The 21,997-nt window shown below is 35.0% G+C and carries 16 protein-coding genes; 5 read left to right on the plus strand and 11 right to left on the minus strand.

Going from position 1 to position 21,997, the window contains the following annotated elements; genetic code table 11:
- Positions 1-1,065 precede the first annotated feature (1,065 nt).
- Both J3495_RS17030 and J3495_RS17035 read left to right on the plus strand, forming a co-directional pair.
- A complete protein-coding gene (locus J3495_RS17030) occupies positions 1,066-2,586 on the plus strand; it encodes a DoxX family protein (RefSeq protein ID WP_127340923.1) in 1,521 nt (506 codons plus the stop codon).
- 95 nt (positions 2,587-2,681) lie between these two features.
- The gene (locus J3495_RS17035) at positions 2,682-2,951 is read left to right on the plus strand and encodes a DUF6520 family protein (protein ID WP_127340922.1); all 270 of its coding nucleotides are present in this window, start codon (positions 2,682-2,684) and stop codon (positions 2,949-2,951) included.
- A 52-nt stretch (positions 2,952-3,003) separates the two neighbouring features.
- Here the strand turns inward: J3495_RS17035 and J3495_RS17040 are convergent, their stop codons facing one another.
- The 3 genes from J3495_RS17040 to J3495_RS17050 are packed head-to-tail and all read right to left on the minus strand — an operon-like array spanning position 3,004 to position 10,025.
- Positions 3,004-5,634, minus strand: coding sequence for a S9 family peptidase (locus J3495_RS17040; RefSeq protein WP_127340921.1), 2,631 nt, complete (start codon positions 5,632-5,634; stop codon positions 3,004-3,006).
- Positions 5,600-6,979, minus strand: a complete 1,380-nt coding sequence (locus J3495_RS17045; RefSeq protein WP_127340920.1) for a RagB/SusD family nutrient uptake outer membrane protein — start codon at positions 6,977-6,979, stop codon at positions 5,600-5,602. The genes J3495_RS17040 and J3495_RS17045 overlap by 35 nt, the downstream gene beginning before the upstream one ends.
- 16 nt (positions 6,980-6,995) lie before the next feature.
- Positions 6,996-10,025, minus strand: a complete 3,030-nt coding sequence (locus J3495_RS17050; RefSeq protein WP_127340919.1) for a SusC/RagA family TonB-linked outer membrane protein — start codon at positions 10,023-10,025, stop codon at positions 6,996-6,998.
- A 646-nt stretch (positions 10,026-10,671) separates the two neighbouring features.
- Here J3495_RS17050 and J3495_RS17055 point away from each other — a divergent pair.
- Positions 10,672-10,923 carry a helix-turn-helix domain-containing protein gene (locus J3495_RS17055; protein ID WP_127340918.1) on the plus strand — a complete coding sequence of 84 codons (252 nt, stop codon included), beginning with the start codon at positions 10,672-10,674 and terminating at the stop codon, positions 10,921-10,923.
- 147 nt (positions 10,924-11,070) lie between these two features.
- Entirely contained in the window at positions 11,071-11,622 is a 552-nt protein-coding gene (locus tag J3495_RS17060; RefSeq protein ID WP_127340917.1) for a DUF4365 domain-containing protein, read from the plus strand.
- Between the two features lie 74 nt (positions 11,623-11,696).
- On the opposite strand, the gene istB is transcribed toward J3495_RS17060, so the two are convergent.
- Together istB and istA are read right to left on the minus strand one after the other, a co-directional pair.
- Positions 11,697-12,437 (minus strand): IS21-like element helper ATPase IstB, encoded by a 741-nt coding sequence (gene istB, locus J3495_RS17065; RefSeq protein WP_132038359.1) that lies wholly within the window; start codon positions 12,435-12,437, stop codon positions 11,697-11,699.
- A 22-nt stretch (positions 12,438-12,459) separates the two neighbouring features.
- Positions 12,460-14,007: an IS21 family transposase gene (gene istA, locus J3495_RS17070; RefSeq protein ID WP_132038360.1), complete on the minus strand. Its 1,548-nt coding sequence runs from the start codon at positions 14,005-14,007 to the stop codon at positions 12,460-12,462.
- Positions 14,008-14,405: 398 nt separating this feature from the next.
- Here istA and J3495_RS17075 point away from each other — a divergent pair, with 398 nt between their 5' ends.
- Positions 14,406-14,747 carry a hypothetical protein gene (locus J3495_RS17075; protein WP_127340978.1) on the plus strand — a complete coding sequence of 114 codons (342 nt, stop codon included), beginning with the start codon at positions 14,406-14,408 and terminating at the stop codon, positions 14,745-14,747.
- Positions 14,748-14,802: 55 nt separating this feature from the next.
- Here the strand turns inward: J3495_RS17075 and J3495_RS17080 are convergent, their stop codons facing one another.
- The 6 genes from J3495_RS17080 to J3495_RS17105 all read right to left on the minus strand — a co-directional run bounded on the left by J3495_RS17080 (position 14,803) and on the right by J3495_RS17105 (position 21,924).
- The gene (locus J3495_RS17080) at positions 14,803-16,344 is read right to left on the minus strand and encodes an ATP-dependent nuclease (protein WP_127340979.1); all 1,542 of its coding nucleotides are present in this window, start codon (positions 16,342-16,344) and stop codon (positions 14,803-14,805) included.
- A 40-nt stretch (positions 16,345-16,384) separates the two neighbouring features.
- Positions 16,385-17,293, minus strand: coding sequence for a DNA adenine methylase (locus J3495_RS17085; RefSeq protein ID WP_127340980.1), 909 nt, complete (start codon positions 17,291-17,293; stop codon positions 16,385-16,387).
- Positions 17,293-18,849: a ParB N-terminal domain-containing protein gene (locus J3495_RS17090; RefSeq protein ID WP_132038345.1), complete on the minus strand. Its 1,557-nt coding sequence runs from the start codon at positions 18,847-18,849 to the stop codon at positions 17,293-17,295. Before J3495_RS17090 ends, J3495_RS17085 begins: the two co-directional genes overlap by 1 nt.
- A 474-nt stretch (positions 18,850-19,323) precedes the next feature.
- Positions 19,324-19,659: a DUF1493 family protein gene (locus J3495_RS17095; RefSeq protein ID WP_127340884.1), complete on the minus strand. Its 336-nt coding sequence runs from the start codon at positions 19,657-19,659 to the stop codon at positions 19,324-19,326.
- Positions 19,660-19,700: 41 nt separating this feature from the next.
- Positions 19,701-20,300: a hypothetical protein gene (locus tag J3495_RS17100; protein WP_127340885.1), complete on the minus strand. Its 600-nt coding sequence runs from the start codon at positions 20,298-20,300 to the stop codon at positions 19,701-19,703.
- 4 nt (positions 20,301-20,304) lie between these two features.
- Entirely contained in the window at positions 20,305-21,924 is a 1,620-nt protein-coding gene (locus tag J3495_RS17105) for an RHS repeat-associated core domain-containing protein (RefSeq protein ID WP_210667890.1), read from the minus strand.
- Positions 21,925-21,997 lie beyond the last annotated feature (73 nt).

Below are 21,997 nucleotides of genomic sequence, written 5' to 3' on the forward strand. Positions count from 1 at the left end.
TGGGAACTTCTGCTTTTTTCTAAAAGAAAATTACTTAATAACCATTACATAAAAAAAAGGGCAACAAGCCCTTTCAATTAAAATCCATATGTAAAAATATTTTCGAGAGAAAATAGCAAGTTGTGTTCTGAGCTGCTTGAAATACTTTCCGCAGCTCAAAACCACTTGCCCTTGCAGGGAGCAGAAAAAAACTCCAAAGTCGTTTTTTAAATTAGTTGTATCGGATGTTTTCAGAGTTAGCTTTCCTTTTTATAAGTTCACCTGATTTTTTTAGTATCAATATCATTTTAAACATCCTTTCAGGTTTACGACGTTTTTTTATACTCCATAATTCTAAGTTTTTTTTAGGTATTAAAGGAAAAAACTATTGCTTTTTGTCCATAAGGTCTGTATTTGCTAGCCTTTTTATGTGTTTTAGCTTTTTTAGTAGGCCTGTAAAATGGCTCGTTTTTTGCAAATTTTGGCTCGTTTTTCGTAACAATCCTTCCAGAATATTGTTTTAATTTAGCTTTACAAAACACTAAAGATGTGATTACTAGCTAATTTTAGCAGTATAAGCTGGGCTGAATTGGTATGTGCGAATCTCATATAAGCTATGATTCACAGAGAGGCTAAGAGAAAACATGAAAATGGAAGTCTCTTTTAAAAATACTATAGTCGATATAATCTGCTGGCTTTGTATTCTGCTATTTGAATAGGCTGATATAAGCAAAATATTAGAATTTGAATTTTGTTATTCAACTTTAAGTCACAAACGGCCTTTTCTCTCCCGTTTTGATATGAGATAATCCTGAATGGATAAGGGTTAATTATTTATTTTAAAGAATTTTACAATATAGTTATCAATTATAATAAAATTTAGCCAACGTTATAAGTAAAATGGATCGTTTTTTACATTTTTTGGATCGTTTTTGTCAACAATCCTTTGACAGCTATGTTTTAATTTAGCTGTATAAAATATTTACCCCGTGATTTTTACAAAAAAAAAGCTACATATGTGAGGGTGGTTTGGTATGCCCTCAAGTGAGATTATACTGGAATACTGTAAACGTTAAAAGCAATGACATGAAAACATCAATATCCTTTAAAAATACTATAGCCGACATAATCTGCCTGCTTTATATACTGCTTTTTGTTTACGCGGCAGTAAGCAAATTGCTCGACTTTGAGAACTTCCGTGTTCAATTGGGACAGTCACCTTTATTAAGTGCATTTGCCGGATACATTGCATGGATGGTTCCGATGCTTGAATTATTCATTGTATTGCTTATCCTTTCAAAAAGGTGGAGAATCATGGGGCTTTTTGGAGCGTTGTGCATGATGGTTATGTTTACCGCATACATTTTCATTATTTTAAATTACAGCCCATTTGTCCCTTGTTCCTGTGGAGGAATTTTGGAAAAAATGGGATGGGAGGAACATTTCATTTTTAATTTTGTTTTCATGATGCTGGCCGCAGCAGGTATCCTGATACTGCGCCGGGGTGTGCCAAAGGCACATTTTATTTCAAAACCTGCTGCACTGGCCAGTGCCTTTTCTATGACGATATTTTTCAGCATTGGTATTGTTGCCCTGCTGTTTATGTTATCAGAAGACATAATCCATCATCGTAATAATTTTGTGCGAAGATTTCCCAAGCACCCTACTAATAGCAAGAAAACGATCCTGCTTCCACAAGCAACATATTATATAGCCGGTTATGACAAAGGACAGATTTATTTAGGCAATCGGGCTGAACCGCTGGCCGTAACAATTTTTGATACCAGTCTGGTTCAAAAAAAGACAATTCGCATCGAACTTCCTAAATATAAATTTCCTTACACTGTGCCGCGCCTTGCCGTAAAATCACCTTATTTTTATTTTAGCGATGGAAGCGTACCCTGCATTTTTATTGGAGATACCACCAACTGGAAAGCGGAGCTTAAAATGTATCGAAAAGCTTATTTTTCCATATTGAAGCCGATCGATGATAAGACAGCAGTTATCCGAGCTATTGATTCTAAAACAAAAGCAAATACGCTAGGACTCTTTACTTTTAATAATGATGCATCATTACAGCTTAACGGCAGACTTCTGCTGAAGCAGGTAGACGGTATATTTGACACGGACGGATCATTGCTTTATAATTCCCAGCTTGACAAGGTAATCTATACCTACGCCTATCGAAATGAATTCCTGATGATTGATTCTCAGATAGGCAATCATACCTCAGGGCATACTATTGATACAACTACACGTGCACAGGTTTCTGTTGCGAGGATAGAATCGAAAAAAGTAACCACTCTGAGCAAACAGCCTAAATTGGTCAATAAACTGACCGCATCTTTTGGCAATTATCTTTTTGTAAATGCGGCTCTCATTGGAAAATACGAACCTGAAATTATGTGGAAGCAGGCTTCGATAATTGATGTATACGACCTGAGTGCAAACACCTATGCATTTAGTTTTTATGTATACAATATAGCGGGCAGGACAATGGATGAATTTGTTGTTTTAAACGACCGGATTGTTTCATTGAATGGAAGGAGTCTAACAATTGAAAAATTACAGACCAATTATTACAAGCCCTTTACCGCATCAAGATAATATCAGCATTTATGCTTTTGAAAATACACTGTACAGTCCAGGGGAAGGTCGAAAACCTGAAAAAGAGTAGACCATTAACATTAAATTTTAATATTATGAATACTAAAGTTTTAAGACCAGCGCTTTCATTTTCAGCAATCGCATTTGCTGTATTTGCAGCCTTCGCATTTTCAACGGCCCCTGAAAAAGGAAAGCTGATAGATGTTTGGGGGCATAACCCTTTAGAGGATTGTGATGTTACGACAGTAAAATGTAGCAACATACAAAACCCTAATGTTTGTAGAGTTACGGCGGGAGGACAACAATTGTTCGACATGAGCAGTCCGACTCAATGTAATGTCGAGTTATACAGAAAAATCAATTAACCTTAAAAAACAAAGCAGGAGATTGTCGGTCTCCTGCTTTGTTAATTATGATTTAAGGGATTCCATTGGTAAGTGTTTCCTTTTGTTCTTTCAGATAATAATCAAACCAGTTCTTGGTTTTTATTGTCAGGTCTTTTTGTAATTCAGGTGTAACAATTGTGTGCGCCTCATTGTCATAAAGAATAAAAACATTCCTTTTGCCAAGCCTTCGAAGTGCCATATGAAATTCGGCAGATTGTGTCCAGAAAATAGTGGGGTCTTTTTTTCCTGCCCAGCTCAAAAGCGGTGTTGTACAATTTACAGCATTTGGCAAAGGCGCGTCTTGCTCATAAGCTTTCCAATTGTCAAAAGGTGAAAATGGCATACGTCCCTGCTGTGATTCAAACCGCCATGCATTTGAACGCGGTATACCTGCAGAATGCACAAAATAGCTGCTTATAGTGTTCATAAGTCCCGAACCGCATACAGCTGCTGCAAAATCATTGGTCTGGGTAATTATAAATGCCGTCTCGTAACCTCCAAAGGAATGGCCTATAATCCCAATATGATTTTCTTCAACAATTCCCATTCGTTTCACTATATCAACCGCATTTAGCACACAGTCCAGAGCTGACTTTCCGGGTTCGCCCATCTTATAATGAATATCCGGCAGCAATACCAGATAGCCATCCAGGAAATAATTGGACAGAGTGAAGCCCATCGGCCCATATTCTGTCGGTACACGGTAATTATTAATCTCTTGGGATTGTTTTTCATAAATATATACAACCATTGGATATTTTTTTCCTTCGATATACCCAGCAGGCTTATATAGAATACCTTTTAGATTATTGCCGTTTTTATCTTTGTATGAGATCATCTCAGCCGTTCCCCAATTAAATTTACGGGTATGGGAATTGGATTTGAAGAGCATCTTGTTTTTTTGCATTGAAACAGCTATTAACTTTGGTGCATCGGAAGCGGTTTGCTGTATGTAAATGAATTGCCCGGTATTCTTTGCTTTTATCAGCCTGCTGTTTCCACTGTTTCCGAACACCAATTTTACTAAAGTACCGTTAGAATTCCATTTATAATACCCGCTAGATCCATCTTCACCAATGGCCTGCAAAACCAAACCCATCGATAGGTCAAATTTTCTTATCAGAAATTCATCCTGGCTCGGCTTTTTTATAACGGGATAAAGGTCTAAACAAATTCGATAGGAAATCTTTTGCTTTCTTCCATCAGTAATTCTTCTGGTTTGTTTTGCATTATTATCAATCAAGTAGATATCATACCGGTCATAAGCTATGAAATATTTTTCATCTGATGACCAGCCTGGACTACCATATGGTGCAGGAACACCCGCATCGTTTTGAATACTATCAATCATGGAGACTGGCAGTCTTGCTGTGAGATTGAGATGCTGCATTTTCACAATGTCGTAAGCCCACCAATTCCCATTGCGGAAATAGTGTATAAAATTTCCTTTAGGAGAGCCACCCATCATTCCAACTGCTGTTGACTGCTTTTCTAAAATCAGTTGCTGTGTCCCGGTTTGGGTATCTTTCAGGTACATATCAGCAGGCGCGTAATACTCATATTGAGGTTCATACTTCAACAGATTATAACACAGCGCGTACTTTCGATTTGCAGTAAGGATTGCTTTCGGATTCTCGATTGTTCCGATCTTTAGAGTCCCACCACTTTCGGGCTTCCATGCAGCAATTTTTGGCAAGCGGGAAGCATCTCCAAACATTTTATTCTGCGTATATTCCAACGCTGTTGCAGAGTCCCAAATTTCATAAGGGACAGACTTTGATTCCAGCTCAGGACTAATATAATTGAAAAATACACTTTTTCCGTCATCTGAAAACCGAAGTGCAGAACTTCCACCATATGTAGTTATATTTTCCATAGCCAATATTTCCGTTTGCCTGCTATCAAGAATAGTATTTGTCCCTATTGCTGAATCGTGGTAAAATATCCTGTAATTTTTGGTAGTTTCCTGTTGGTCTTTAATCTCTTGAAGAAAAGCAAGAAATTCGCCATTGCTACTCCAAAATAGTTTTTTAAATCCCGCATCATCATCCTGTGCAATGGTCTTTTCAACAAATCCTACCTTTGGTTTTAGCAGGCGCACTTCATAACCAGTACTTATAGCCAAAATGCCGGAATTGTTGATACTGAACTCTCTGACGTTTTCAAAAATGTATTTTTTGAAAGTGGATAGCCCAATTATCGTCAAGTAGTCAGATACAGCATTCTTGTTGAGTATTGCCAGAAAATTTTCTTCTTTGCAGAATTCATGACGAATTGCGTCTTTGAAATATTGCGTATTACCATTGTTCAGATCATATAACGCCAAACCTTTTTCCGGATCTGAAAACGTCACCCATTTATCATCATTGCTGAAACCTACATCAGTACATTTGGGAAATACCAATCGCCTCGTAGATTTTATATTTTGTACAAACAATGTATCGACACCGTAATCGTAGTGCAGAACATAAGAAATCCATTTGCCATTTGGAGATATCGTCTCTGCTTGTATGGAACTCCATTTTGCATAATCGGCAGTCGTTACTTCTTGTTTTTGTCCATAGATTGGTACCGCCACAAGTAGCAGCAATGCCAAAAATACAGTCTTGAAGAAAAACGCCCGCATCTTAGTAACCTGGATTTTGAGGCAGCAGATTTCCATTCAACAGCAATTCCGATTGTGGCAGCGGAAGTATGATCTGTGTATCTTCCCACCCGGATTTTATTGGACTTAGTACTTCCGTCGCCTTTCCCGTACGCTTTAAATCGAACCAACGATGTCCCTGCTCTGTAAAAAACTCAAAACGTCGTTCTTTTGCGATTGCTTCCAATAATTCGGTTTCCGTACTTGCGGTAGTATTTGATAGACCGGCGCGGTTGCGTATTTTGTTTAAGTCTGCTTGGCAATCAGATATATTTGACAGATGTGCATTGGCTTCCGCACGAATCAGGTATTGTTCGGCCAACCGGAACAGAATAGTGTATTCTTCTGATGAGGCTGTGCCCAACGGCTTTTTATATTTGTATGATGAATACCAGGAGCCACTGCTGTTTGAAACGGTTCGTACCCATTGGGTACGGCGCAGATCACCAGATTCAAAACCGGTTACAAACGAAGCAGCCAGTGACGGCTTGGAAGGTGGTCCGCTTGAAAAGATAAACGTGCGCGCATCTTTAGTATTAAGCCCGGGTGTTCCCGGATGCAATGCCCATATTGTCGCTGTTGACTCGCGAAGAAATTCCTGTGAAGTATCATCGACCCATATGTAATTGGGATTATCAATTACAGCTGTTGCTTTCGCTGCTGCATTTGCCCAATCTTCACGGTACAAGTATATTCGTGCGAGAAACGCAGCGGCAACAGCCTTGTTTACACGGACTTTTTCCTGAGAAGGATATTCAACTGGCAACAGCGTTTCAGCTTGTGTCAAGTCGGCTATGATATTTTGCCATACTTGTTCATGCGGTGTTTTTGATGTAACCGAATTTGCGACGTAATCAGTCGTTGTGATGTAGGGCACATCACCAAAGATGTTTATTAGATAGAAATGAAGGTACCCTCGAATAAACAATGCTTCACCTGACAATCTTGCTTTTTCATTATCTGTTAAAGCCGTTGAATTCTGCAAACCTTCCAGCATCAGATTCGCAGCATAGATTTGGCTGTAGGTGCTGTTCCATAATCCTGTTATCAGGCTGTTTGAAGGTGTAATTGTATGGTTGTTGAACTGCATAATTTCGATGCTTGACCCTGTGTACTGCATTTCATCTGAATAGTTTGATAAAAGACTCGACAGACCGTTCAGCGTGCCTGCAACCATGCTGTCTTCACGCAGGCGCGCATAAATGTCGCCCATAGCCGCGTCGGCAGTATTGATACTTTCGAAAACGGCAGGAGTTGTGAGTTGTGATTGTGGCGTGCCTACCTCGGTAAAACTCTCGCAAGCCGAAAGGGTAAGTAACGCTGTCCAAATAATTGGCTGTATAATATTAAATCTTGTTTTCATTTGATATATAGTTAAGTTAAAAGCCTAGCTGAATGCCCAGTGTAAACTGGCGCAATGATGGAAGTGCCGAAGCAGACTGGTTTTCAGGGTCAGCTCCACGAAAATCAGTGAGGGTTAATAAGTTTTGCCCCTGTACATAAATCTTTCCTGTGAAGGTTTTTGACCATGTTGATGGTATTGCATACACAAGGGTCAGATTCTTGAGTCTCACGAAAGATGCATCACTGAATGCTGCATTACTATCAATCAGATTGTAATGTCCTTCGAGTAATGTGCCATTCTGACCCGTAGTATACTGTTGTGATACCGCATTGGTGCCGTCTTGCGGGAAGTGATTTCCCATATCTACAGGCTGATTTACAAATGAGCCGGGCAAGGCTGAAGTGTACAGATAATTCCTGCCGAGTTGTTTTACAAATTGGAACAAAAAATCGAGCGACCAATTTTTATATGTTAATTGGTTACTGAGGCCTCCATAGTATTCTGGTGAAGTATCAACGATTGCCTGACGATCGTCTTCATAGGTTATCTGTCCATCGCCGTTGAAATCCTGAAAAGTGTAGGCTCCTGTTTCGGGGTTGATACCTGCATAATTGAAGACCTTCTTGATAAATAGTGATTCACCAACTATGAGTTGGTTAGCATATGTAGAACCTTCAAGCCCTGGAAAAGAGACCAGTTTATTTTTTGGTACAGTAAGATTTACTGTAGTTGTCCATGAGAAATCCTTGCTTTTTACATTGGTGGTACGAAGTTCCACTTCGACACCGGTATTTTCCACGGTAGCATCAAAATTTGATTGGATAGAAGAAAATCCTGTTGTTCCGGGGAGCGGAACCCCGACCAATTGATTGGATGAGCGATTCCGGAACCAAGCTGCGGAAAGGAAAATATTATCCTTTAAGAATCCCAATTCCAACGCGAGTTCGAGTTTTTTATTTGTTTCCCAGCCGAAATCGGGATTGTAGAGGCGTGACGGTAAAAGTCCTACCACCCCATCATACAAATAAGGCGACACCTGATAGGTATCGAGATACTGGTAATCCCCGATCTGGTCATTGCCCGTAATGCCATAACTTCCACGCAACTTTCCAAAACTAAGTATGGAATTGTGCTGTTTGAAAATACCTTCATTAGTGAACAACCAAGCTGCACCTGCAGCACCAAAATTAGCGAAGCGGTTATCGGGTCCAAAACGGCTTGAGCCATCACGGCGACCTGTTAGGTTCACGATGTATTTTTTATGCCAGTTCATGTTGAGTCTCCCAAATAATGCATTGTAATTGTACTCAGTTACCTCATGGTTCAGCACTGTCACCGTAGTAGCCGCAGCCAAACTATTAATCAGCGCATCGCTTGCAAATCCAAATGCAGATTGTGCCAATTTTGTTGTTTTTTGGCTCTGGAATGTCGTACCGACCAAGAAATTTATCTCTATGTCATCCAATTCCTTACGATAGTTTAATTGTGGTTCGAAAATATATGATCTGCCAGTGCCACTAGCCACAAATAGGGATGATTCGTGCTCGTTTGTGTCAAAGGGACTATAAATACTTAGAGGGCTGGTTACGTTTTGGGTTATCCTAGTATCGTTATACCCAATACTAGCCTTAGCCTCAAGACCAGGAAGCACATTGTAAGACAACAGCACATTTGCAATAAGGTTTTGGTTTGCGGTAAGGTATCTTCCGTTGAGAAATGCCAATGGATTGTTGAATGTGCCGTTTTCCCAGTTGAGGCTGCCATCGCTGTTATAAAGCTCCGGAGCGTTTGGAGCAAGCGTATATGCTCGGGATGTCAAATCCCTTCCCGGTAAAGTGTTTTTATCTCCGGAGTAACTGGCCGAAAAATTAAGGGTGAACCGTTTATCGTCGGATTGGTGTGTAATGTTGCTGTTTACTGAACCCTTTCCGTAATGAAAATCACCAGGAAATACGGTTGTTTCTTTGCGATAGGTTCCACTCAATAGAAATTGCGTGTTAGCATTACCGCCTGAAACGGATGCCTGAAAATTCTGGATGTAAGATGTACCGCCAATTAATTCCTTCTGCCAATCGGTGTTGCGATTTGAATCCCAAGTGCCATTGATATCATAAGCATCTTCAGGATATTCCGTGATCCCATCATTTGCAAATGCTTCTGCGCGCATTGCCAAATATTGGCTTGTGTTCATCAGGTTCATTTTTTGAGCTACTTTTCCAACAGTAGTAAATGCATTGAAATTAAAACGTGTTTCTCCTGATTTGCCTTTTTTTGTTGTAATCAGTACCACGCCATTTGCCCCCCGCGAGCCATAAATTGCTGTTGCATCCGCATCTTTCAATACCTCAATACTTTCTATGTCTGATGGATTTAAATTGTTCAGCGGATTTGTCACACCGGAAATAGCGGATGCAGAAACCGTAGGATCTCCTAATGATTGTGATGAATATGGAACTCCGTTTACAATGTACAATGGATCATTGCCGTCTCCTCGGATACTGTTAATACCACGAATCTGGATATTAAAGCCACCGCCTGGCAATCCCGTATTTTGTGTAATGTTTACACCAGACATGCGTCCTTGCATTGCAGCTAATGGATTGTTTACGGGTTGCTTGTCGAGATCGGCTGATTTGATTTTTGCAATGCTTCCGGTGCGCTCCTTCTCCTTCACAGAATAATACCCAGCGTTTATCGTAACCTCCTTAAGCTGCGTACTGTCTTCTATCAATACTATATTTATTGAAGTTTGGCTTCCAACCTGAATTTCCCGTGGGGCATAGCCTATAAACGAAAAGACAAGGATATCGGTAGAATTAGCCGTAATTGAAAAATTACCTTTTTCATCTGTTACGGTGTTTGTGGTAGTTCCTTTTACAATGACTGTAACGCTGGAAAGTGGTCCAGTGGCATCGGTAACTGTACCTGTAATTTGATGTTGCGACTGCTTCGTGTAGCTCCCGAACGTTAGTTTGGCGGCATAAATCTGACTGGAAAGCAGTATTGCGAGAATAAATATGCAAAGACAGGAAGGTCTGCCCTTGTTAAATGAAAGATTTTTCATAAATTTAGAAAGGATTAAAATTGAACGAAAGTTTGATTTTCCCAGCCTTCTATGCTAGTTTCCACGCAAGTAATAGAAGGCTTTTTCTTGTTAATTAATTTATCATAGGCATAGGTTGGTTTTTGGTTACTTAAATAGTCAATAGCTGTTGAATGGTTTCGGATCTGCGCTCTTGCAGATATTTGTAAATGGCGAAGCTGATAGTATAATAACCTGAACCTTCCCCAACTCAAGTAAAAATTAAAGATTACACCATAAGCAACCGGTTAATGGTTAAACACAAGCGGTAACGACACTTTAAGATATCGTGAAGAAGCTTTGAGAAGTTGAGGTGTAGCCAAAAAAATAGGCGCGGAACTCAGCTTATTGCCTTCATGGTACTGGTATACCGGGAACAATAAGTGAGCCCACGCCATTTATGGCGTGAGCATTTGCACTTATCTTCTCGTTCCCATTTAAAAAGTACCAGTTTTTGAAGGCGAGATTCAAAGCGAATGCTTCAAATATTTTTAATGAAGTATCGCAAAAATACATTACAAATCGTAATGATTAAACAAATATACTAAATAAAATAAATATAGGGATATATCCCCATAAGTTTTATGTTAAATATTACCAATTTCACTTTTCAAAAAAAAAACATGCTATGGATAATACATTTAACGATTTTTTGAAAGATTTTGGTGAAAAAGTAAAAACAGAAAGGGAAGCTAAGAACTTAACTTTAAAGGATATGGAATTTCATACTGGTATTGACGATAGTGACTTTAATAAAATTGAGTTAGGAAAAACAAATATTACGTTTAGAACTTTCTTAAAAGTTGCTAAGGGACTTAAAGTTCAGCCAAAAAAATTAGTAGATTTTGATATTGACTTAAAAAATGAAAATCTAGAATAGACGCATAAGTATTCTATTCCACTCATTAGGAATATCTAACAGAATTTACCAAATCCTTTCCTATCTACTTGCCCTTTGTCATTGAACTATGTTTAAATATGAACAACTTGAGCAAATAATCAGATTCAGATATAAACCTATTAAATAATGACTAATCGTAATCCCAATATAAAGACTGAATTTCAAGGAGTAAGATTCGTTCAGGGTGTTGTTCAAGATAATCATTCCATTTTTCAAAATCTTTCACGAGAAAATGACCAAGGCAATGATTGTTATATAGAATTTGTACGTAATGGTCTTGCAACCAATTATGGGATATTTGTTCAAATAAAAAGTGGAGACAGCTATAAGGACAGCTTAGGCTATAAATTCACAGCAGATAAAGCCCATTTAGAGTACTGGAATCAGGGGTTAAATTTAACAGTAGGAATAGTTTTTGATCCGGAAATTAAAAAAGCCTTTTGGGTGGATGTTACATCTTATTTGACTTCTCGACCTGACATTTTTACGCAAAGTTATCATACTATTAGAGTTGATAAGGCAAACGAATTTTCCGAAGCAACTTTTCCTGCATTTATAGAGTATTGCTTCTCTTTTCGACAGCTATTTTCAAGCTATGAAAAATTTGGGCGTGCCTTAGAATGGTTTGCTAACATTGATAATTCAAGTATGGATATTCTGGATAAAGTGAGCACCTAATTCTGGATAAAAGTGAGCAGTATAAATGAACTCAAAAAGGTGTCTAAAAAGTAGTTTAAAAGTATAAAATTATTTTACTCTATTGGTTGTTTTTCTATTTTCTTTTTTCTCATTGATTCTCCCTTTAATTCTATCCGAAGAGCATTGTGAACGATTCTGTCTAAAATTGCATCTGCAATGGTTTGTTCAGCAATGACTTCATGCCAGGATTCAACTGGGAGCTGCGAAGCAATAATAGTTGATTTTTTCCCATGCCTGTCCTCAATTATCTCCATAAGATCCTGCCTTTTAAAGTTATCTAATGATTGAAGCCCAAAATCATCTAGTATAATGAGGTCCTGCTTTTCTATTTTATTAATTTCTTTTATGTAAGAGCCGTCAGCTTTAGCCATTTTAAGTTTAGAGAAAAGTTTATTGATATTAAAATACATTACTTTGTAGCCCATCATACAGGCTTTATAACCAATTGCTGTAGCTATAAAGCTTTTGCCAACACCCGTACTTCCACAGACCAGGATGTTTTGTTTGTTTTTTATAAAATCACAAAACTCAAGTCTGTTTACCAAGTTTTTATCTACTCCTCTGGAACTGTCAAAATCGATTTCTTCCATAAAAGCTTTATACCTAAACTTGGCAGTATTGATCAATCTTTCTACTTTTCGATTTTCTCTGTCATCATATTCAGAGTTAATTAAATAAGCAATAAGTTCATCATTTGTGTAATCGATACTACTTGCCTCTAAAGTAGTATTAAAGGCTCTGGACATTCCGTAGAGCCTTAACTGTTTCATTTTTTCTAATGTTTGATCATTCATATAGTTATTTTATTAATGGTTGTTATTTGTAATATTCCTTGCCTCTAATATTATTATGTATTGGTATTTCTTTATCTTCAATAGCAGGATCTTCATCAATGAAGTCTAATCCTTTCTCCAGGATAGATTTGATGATTGGGTAATTTATTTTTTCATAATCCATCGCTCTTTTACAGGCATTATTTAATCTGTCATTGCCTACTTTTTTGGCTAAACTTAACACGCCGGTACAGGACTTATAAGATTGCTCAGGGTGCTGTTTTTTATCTAATATTTGTATAATAAATGATTTGCAAAATTCTCCAACAGAAGCTCCCCATTGGATAAACCTCTCGGGATTCCACTCTGCCACAAACTGATGTGATGTGGGCATGTGTTCTTTATTTGTTGTATAAAGATATTTGGAGTAGTCCCTCTGATGACTGGCTATTATGCGCTGCCCATGATAAATCTCAATGGTAGTTTTGCTGTAAATAATCAATACTTTCTTGCCCATATAAATAAAAGGCACACTATAATAGTGTTTGTCTTTATTGAGATAAACATGGCTGGATTTATGAACGGTTGCTTTAGCAAAACCTTTGAGCTGATAGGGATTAACAGGTAAAAATGATAGTGCTTCTTTTTCTATCTCATTAAACAAATCTAATCTTGAGTATTTCCTGCCTTTAAAAGACATTGTATTATGCTTTTCTAAAAGTGGTAAAATAGCATCATTAAGGGCTTCTATAGTAAAAAAATCTTCTTTGCGTAAAGGGGCAAAAATTCTGGTATAAATTATTCTTACTGCATTTTCAACCAGAGCCTTATCTTTTGGGTGATAAGCTCTTGTGGGAAGTATTGTAGTTGCGTAATGAGATGCAAAGTCTAATAAATATTCCGTTACTAAGGGCTCATATTTATCACTCTTTTTAACGGCTGTTCTTAAATTATCCGTTACAATAGCACTTGGAACACCCTGATAGTAGTCTAGCATTTTTACCAGACTTCCCATAAAGTCTTCTTTGTTTTGGGTTCTGGTAGCTTCTACAAAAGTAAGTCCGCTTGCTCCCAGTACACTTACAAAAACCTCTACTTCACACAGTTCTCCTGTAGACTGGTCAATAACGGATAATTTCTTTCCTGTATAGTCTACAAAAACTTTATCCCCTGCCTTATGATGCATATGCATAGAGGGCTTGAGTTTGCCTCGCCAATTTTGATAATGATAGCAAAACTGAGAATAACTGTAGCCATCAGGATGATTTACCCTATATTCTTCCCAGAGCAATTGGCGGGTAACACCAACTCGCTTTAATTCTTTTTCTATCGTGGGAAATAAGGATTCTAAAACTATGTTTTTTTCGGGAACGGGTTTTATCTGGCCATCAAAGAGTTCTTCCAGATCTTCATTACTAAGACCTGATAATTCTTGATAGGTAAAAGAATTTTGATGAAATGATTCAATATATTTCTTTACAGTATTGCGCGATAAGCCTAATTGTCTACTTATTTGGAGCTTACTTACTCCTTGAGTATATAAACGTAATAATTGCAAAATGTTTCTCATATCCAGTCGTTTATTTGCCATATCTTTTGTTTTAAAAACAAGTAAGATATTCTTTATAAACACTACTTTTTGAGGTGGTCACTTTGAACCGGAATCAACTGATCTCTTTTACAAGAATAGGGTGGTCACTTTAAACCGGAACAAATTGCTCTCTTTTACCGGAATGGGATGCTCACTTTTGCCAGAATTTGCATTCAAGTATCTGTTACGAAGGAATGAAAGCCCTATATTCTTATCATCGTGAAAAGCCTGCAACTTGGTTCTATATCATCTCAAATTTTTCAAAAATTAAGGAAGAAGGTATAAGAAAGAATATTTTGGGTTTGCTAAGTAATTATGTAAACCGGGACATTTTTTGGCACTCAAATAATTTTCAATATTTGTCATCTCCAGATGTAAAAGAAAATCTCTCAAATCTTATGACGAAGTATTTCAGAAGAAATGAAATTGAAATTATATTGTCGTATCTTGAAGGTGGAATAGTTAGAGGAAGTTTCAATTATTTAATTTTCCTTGTCATCAATATGGTGGCAGATCTTCATGAAATCTTAAAGGAAATCGCTTTCAATGCCTCTATTGATGAGGACAAGCGTAATTTCTGTTTCTGGCTATATATGCACGTAGCAAAATTACACTCAATAAATGATACACTGAAAACGGCTGATGATTATTTGATCAAATTTCCTTTTGGACTGAAAGATGAAGCCCTCATGGGGATTAAAGAAAGTATTGAAAAAGGTGAGTTATGTCCGATTGGTTAACTTTTTACAAATACTTTTCTTAAGTTAGTTTTATCCATAGATATTTATGTGTAATTTATTTTCCATACTTAGATATTAATGAGTCAAAAGTTTGTAAAAACATTTTAGTTTCCTCAACATTTTTACCAATCCAAATGTTAATCAATTTATTACAACCTAAACCCCAATATTGCTTTTGATCATTAAACCATAATTTCGCCTTTTCTCTATGAGTACGAATATCTGCAATTGAATAATCTTTAAAACAAATTTGTTTATCGTAACCTGCAAATAGCTTATCCCAAATAATTGAAGAATCAGGTTCAACATATAGCATTTCTGCTAATATTTTCTCAGGAGAATCATTTCCTGGGAGAATCAAGAAATTTTTATGTTTAGTTATTTCTTTCATCATCGCAGGTTTCTGGTTTACGTCTCCATCTAAACAAATTATACTTTCGGGGTAATTAAATCCTTTAATTTTTTTTCTTACTAATTCAATGTAATTATTACATCCCAATGTACACTGTATAAAGTTAAGTGAACTCTTTTTTGACTTCAAGATATTCTTTAGGAAAATTTCTGCTTCCTTATCTTCAGTAAATAACGGAACCTTGTTGGTTTTAATTACATGTGATGACAGACTAACATTTAATTTATTTCTAATAAAATCTATAGTTGCACTATCATTAACTACTATTTCTTTGTCTATTTTTTGCAAGAAAACTACTTTGACCTGATTTTTAAGCTTTATGTCGTTTTGAATTCCACATACTTTTTCTAAAATTGTCAAGGAATGAGTTGTAAAGATTATTTGAATTTTATAATCAGAAGAAAATTTTCGTAGGGCTTCAATTAATTTGATCTGTGATGCAGGATACAAGGTAGTATCAATTTCATCTATTACCAGTATTCCATATTCGTATAATGTTGGAAATTTTTCTTTCAATCTTTTGAAAGATAATATAGCAAGTAAAATTTTACCTAGATTATCTTGTCCAGAAGAATTCATTTTCCAGTCATAATGGTCTGTTGAAACCCCAAGAGTATTTTTTTGTTTACTTGATAGATAATCTACCGAACTAATTTCTAAATTATTAATTATTAATATAGTGTTATGCCATTTATTATAAAATAATAGTTCTTCCGCAGTTAATTGAATAGCTGAATCTGTATCTAATTTATCATCTTCCCCTATCGGCATTAATCGAGACAAGCTAAGATAAATTACTGGATAATTAAGATATCCGGAACCTTTTGTTCTATCTCCTTGCTTCCAAAACCTAATAGAATCCTTATCTCTTGCAATACTTTCAACTGAGAACGATTCGTTACCATTTGTCTCAAGTGTCCATGTATGATGTTTTGGTTTATCAAAAGTTTTAGATAACTTAAATTTTTCAGAAAAGGATGACTTATAATTACCTCCACAAAGTGGTTTTTCATCACTTATAGGATTACTTTTATCATTGATAGAAAAAGGCTGACTTAAAAGTCCAAGTAGAGTAGTTTTTTGTGTTCCATTTTGTCCAGCGATCACTGTAATACTGGTTCCCAATTCAAATTCAATGTTATTGAAACCTCTAAATTTTTCTACATGGATTTTTTTTATCAGCATGAAAATTTTATTTTTATAATTAAGAAATGAAAAATAGAAACTATTTTTTATCGGAATAAATAATCTCTTTACTGTTCTTTTTTTTATGTAGCTTGAATTTTAGAGGACTCCAGTTTTCTATATTTGGACTCAGAATTGTTGGACTAAAGAAAAGGATTTCTTGTCCAACTCTTGATTTATATGCTGTATGCTTGAATGAAAATTCTTTTTTACTACAGTCATCATATAGTATGTTTATTTCGGGTACATTATCATATGAAACTATCCATTTGATGTTTGTAATTCCTTTTATTTTGTTACTTACTAATTCATGATTTTTATCTTCATAATGGTTCATATACAAGCTACTTGCTTTTAAATAGTATGGTGGATCAAAATAAAATATTACATTATCATCTTCTGCCTGTTCTTGGATAATATCAATTAATGCAATAGCATCTTCGTTAAACAGCAAAATATCTTCCTTCCTTGATGCAATAAGCATAATTCTTTCAATTAAATCTTTTTTATTAAATCTACAGTCCATCAGATAATTGCCATTTTGTTCGATTCCTCCAATTAAGCCAGCATTTATTATTCCTGATCGATTAGTTCTGTTTAAATAAAATGTTGAAAAACCCAATTCTAAAAGTCCAACTTCTTCTTTGTTTTGCTGAACATTTCTTTGTTTTCTCCATTCACTAACAGTAAATGTTGAATTTTCAATCAAATCACATAATTCTTTCGTATGATTAAGAACTGAATACCAAAAAGCATAAATAGATCTATCTTTATCATTAAGGGTTATTTTATTTACAAACCCTTCAAAAAGTAGAAATAAAGCAACAGATGCCCCTCCTGAATAAGGCTCTACATAATGTCCATTAATGTTGTTATCAATACAAATTTTTGCAATAAATGCTGATAATTTATTTTTACCTCCAGGGTATCTAAGTGGTGAATAGAACATTAATCTTTATTTAAATTTTCGCTCAAAGTTACAAATAATGGTTCTAAATGTTTCCAAGCTCTTTTATTATGAGTCAAATCTACAAAAGTCTCAATATTATGTACGGCTAAATCCAATTCTTCTTTAACATTATCAAAGTACTTTTTTAAATTTTTTGAAGTTTGAACATCAAAAAAATTATCTAGTTCATAATTTTTAAAATAATCCAACATTATCTTCAAACTAGCATTAGAATAATCTTTTGATGAATTAAATCTTAAGATGTTCATTAAGTTGTCTTTACTGATAGTATCTTGAACTCCATGATTATTTTTTATATAATCAATCACCAGGCTGACCTTTTTTCCACTGTCTTCAATAGTTTTTTTACTTGTTTTATCTGACAAGCTTTCAAAAAGATCATTCGTTTTTAGATAATAATACAAGCTTTGTTCTAGGTAAGTCCTAAGTAATAGAGCAAATGAATAAAATTTTTCATTTGGTAAACTTTTCAATTCGAGAAACAAACTATCTAATTTATCATTATTAAAATAGATATCAGTATCTTTAGGAATCACTCTTTCAAAGAAAGTATTTTTTATTGCCTTTTTTCTTCTTTGATTAATTTTTGCTTTTTCTTCATCTAGATTAGATTTTTGCTTTGTAGCCTTACTCACCACTGATTGCTTTTCAGGAACACTAAGGTTAAAATCAGCATTTGCTTTTAACTTTTTTACAAATTCTTTTTTATCATCTTCTTTATTAAATTCCCTTGAGAATCGTTCAGAATCAATTATAATTTTAAAAATAATAAGAAGTCTTTTGTCAAATTCTTCTCTAGGGATATTAATTATTAATTCTCCATTTTCATCATCAAAATCAATTCCTAAAAGCAATCGTGCTTCATCATAAGAATAAAATCTTTCTAAATTTGTAAAATCAAATTTATCTATTTCAATAATAATATCTTCTTCTTTTTCAAGGAGCTCTTTGCCTTCTAAAAATAAATTGTATGCTTTTAGAGGCTTAACAATTTTAGTAATAGATTCATTTAAAACATCTGCTATATCTTCAATTGATAATCCATCTTCATAATACATGTCAGCTACAAATGCATATTGATTTCCTGTTTTCCATTTTTGCAACGAGTCTCCTTTATGTCTTTCATAAATTATAGGATTAGCTAATAGTCTATTTGGAGCTATATAACACTTTAGTTTTTTTCCAACTGGAAAATTGTTTTTTAAGATATTTTGAAGTAAAATATTTGCTTTCGCTTTTGAAAGATATTTACTCGGGTCTTGCAAAAGCTTTAACGCACCTGTCCTTCTATTTCCTTCGAGGATAATCTTTTTGTCATTTTCTATACATATAATAGGTTCTTCACCAACAAAATATCCTTCTTCTGAAATCTTTTTTGCTAATTCATATACTTTTTCATTTGCAATTAAAAATTTAAGAATTTCAGGTTGATTTAAATTTACCTCCCTATACTTTAATCGTGGATTATTTAAATCTAAATGAAGTGAATTTAAGGAATATTCGTAATGCTCCCATAGTGAATAGTCAATATACATGTAATAAAAGATTTAAGTTAAGATTCTAAAGATATCAATTTAATAATAAAAATTCAGTCAATATTAAATCTTGTAAATTTCTTACCTGATGTAATGTTATTGAACTTCCAATTCTATCTCTGTACACTCTGAAATTTAGTATTTTTACTTTCATTTTTAATGTTTTTTTAAGCCCGCTTTAGATGGCTCCAATCTTATAATTTAGCATGCTTTTGAAGCATAAAATAAAAATTGCATCCACGTCACAAATAACAATAATAAATTCCTTATTGCATTACGGAAAACCGTAACAAGGAAGTGATTCTAAAAATTATACACAATAGGTATTTATACTGTTTTTTGATTTCAGAATTTATTTAGCTTTGTTAGGTGCAAAAAACCTCTGTCTATAGATATTTCTCAATTGGCTATGTTTATTATACTAAAAACCACTTCAAATGAAGTGGTTTTAGTTCTAAAGCTCTTTCGCTAAAATTATAAAAAAGTATTTTCATCTAATTTCCCTGCTATTATCGCCTTTTCAAGATGACCTATTGTAAAAGATTTTCTTTCTTTCTTTTTTTTGTTTGTTAAAAATCTAATAATTGCTGGTAATATAAAATCGCCTTCGGGACTAAAATAATCACTTGCCATAAATCTTGATACATCTACATTAAATCCTTTGCCAAAAGCAACTATGAACTCTACGGCATCCTCACCATAAACCCCTAAATCATTTTCAATTTGTGTTGACCGAGTTATTATTTGATCATTAACCGCAGATTGATTTACCACAAATTCCTTTAACTTATTGAATATTTCTTCATTCATGATATCCTTATTTTTTCAGAGTAGGACTATATTCAGTTATCTCATTTATCTTTTAAAATTTCAATTTGTTTCATCGATAATAAAAGAAAGAAATCTGAACTAATAATAGTGCTATTTTCTGCGTAGGTGACAGTTATATCATTCTCATTTTTACCTTCCCCAAATTTAGTATTATAACTTTCTCTATCAAATTTAAAACTAGAGCTTACCGCATATTCTTTGGCTTTCTCCCATTTCCCATTTCTGTAAATGTATTTAAGAACTTTTGATGTACCTGTTCCATTTTGAAGTATGATATAAGATATTTTGGTGGCTATTTCTCCTGACTCATTAGCTTCAACAATATAAAATTTATCATCCCAATCATTAAGATATTGGTTAAGGAGCTTATACCGTATTGAATTTTTATTCAATTGATTTAAATCTCCCACATCAATATATGATTTGAAAGCTTCTAATCTATTTTTATATAATGATTTCTGATATTCATCATTTATAGATTTTTCCTGTAGCTGCATTGAATTAGCAGTAGCTATATTCCAATTTATAAAAATTTTATCTGTTTTATTTTCACTATTATTTATATAGCGTCCACATGACGATAATGTTATTATCATTAAGCAATAAAAAATATTTTTCATTTTTTTAATTATATGGTTGTTTTCTTTCAACGACTCCTTGTTCCTTACGTATTTGAGAATCGACCGCTCTAACTTGTATTTCGCTTTCGGTCAATGTTCCTTTTGTTCCGTCGTCAGGGTCAATTTTTGTGTCATTTACTTTTACACTGCGGGTTCCTGTAGCATTTTCTTTAGCATGAGCTAATTCATGCCCAAGTCCAATAAAAGCTGGTCTACCTTTTGTTCCATCTGCATTAACGATAGTTTCACCCTTTCCATTTGGATTATATTTTACAGTTGAATCTGTTCCTGGTCCAGGACCTTTCGAAGTAATAAGACTATCCATACCAGAATCTGCTTTTGTACCATTATCACCCCAAGACTGTTCAACTGTAGTAGTTTTAGGTGATTCAATCAAACTAGATATCAAATCTGTTCCAATGGATAGTGTCTTATCTGCATTACTACCTCCTTTTTGTTCAATAGTAACTTTGCCATCCTCCGAAATAGTCAACTTATCATTCGTAAGTTTTTGTAAATCATTTAATGCAGTTTGTTTATATGATGCCGAGCCCCAAATTATGATGTCATTTGGTCCCATTCCATCAGGGTCAGTAAACCTCATAGGATTATTAAATGCATAATTATACGGTGACCACCTTCTCATTTGTTCCGCCAGCGGGTCGATGTTCATCCACCTGCCGATTGCAGGGTCATAATTACGTGCTCCATAATCGTACAAGTTAAGCCCCAGCTCGTCTTGGAGCTCCTTACCATTGTACCTATACTTTTGAGCATCATTATTTCCTAATGAAGTATTTGGTGGATTATACCCATTATGCTTCAACCCAAAAGGATAATAATTATTTTCTTCGATAATTTCAAGAACATTTGTGGTTGGGTTTTTAGCATAACTCAAACGAATGTTACCCAAATGGTCTTTGTACTGAAACACATACGAAAGCACTCCTGCATCGTTTTTTACATAACCTTCAGCTGTTGGAAAAAACTGCAACACATTGTCTTTGTACTGAAAACCTCCTAAATAAGTAGTGTTAACTACAACACCGTCATCTGTTACAATCTTCTCTAGTTTTTGTCCTGCCGCATTGTAAATATACTCAATACTACCCGTTGTGCCAAAAGTAATTTTCTTTGGCAAATTCAGATGGTTGTATGCTATGGTGGTGATGTTTTTGTTTTTATCACTAATCATGTTGCCATTGGCATCATAAGCATAATCATCACCAATTTTATTGAGATCTTTAAAACCAGAATTATCATTTCCAGCAGGACTGTCAGTAACTTTTGCCAACTGGTTAGAATTTGCATCTGCGTAATCATATGTTAAATCATCAATCACAAAGGGTTGCATCTGAGGATCGGTATCGCCATTTCTGCCCAACGATACAATATTTCCGTTTTTGTCGTACGAAAGGTTTTCATTGTAGGCATTGGTTATCAATCCGTTTTTGGCATACATCGCATTGGTTAATCGGTTCAGATTATCATACTGGTAACCATAACCACGTTCTGCATTGTCCGAAGCAGTCTTCCAAAAAGCCTCAGCAATGTTTCTGTTGTACAATTTCTGAACAGCCGGGTTAGAAGTATCGTTATTATAATTTAACTTAAAAGCAAACAAATCTACAGGATTGGCATTTTACTTAAAGTACAACTATCGCATATCAGGAGCTAGTTCCAGCCATACACTATAT

Origin of the sequence: Flavobacterium geliluteum, from assembly GCF_017948595.1 — a bacterium.
Classification (GTDB): Bacteria; Bacteroidota; Bacteroidia; order Flavobacteriales; family Flavobacteriaceae; genus Flavobacterium; species Flavobacterium flavipigmentatum.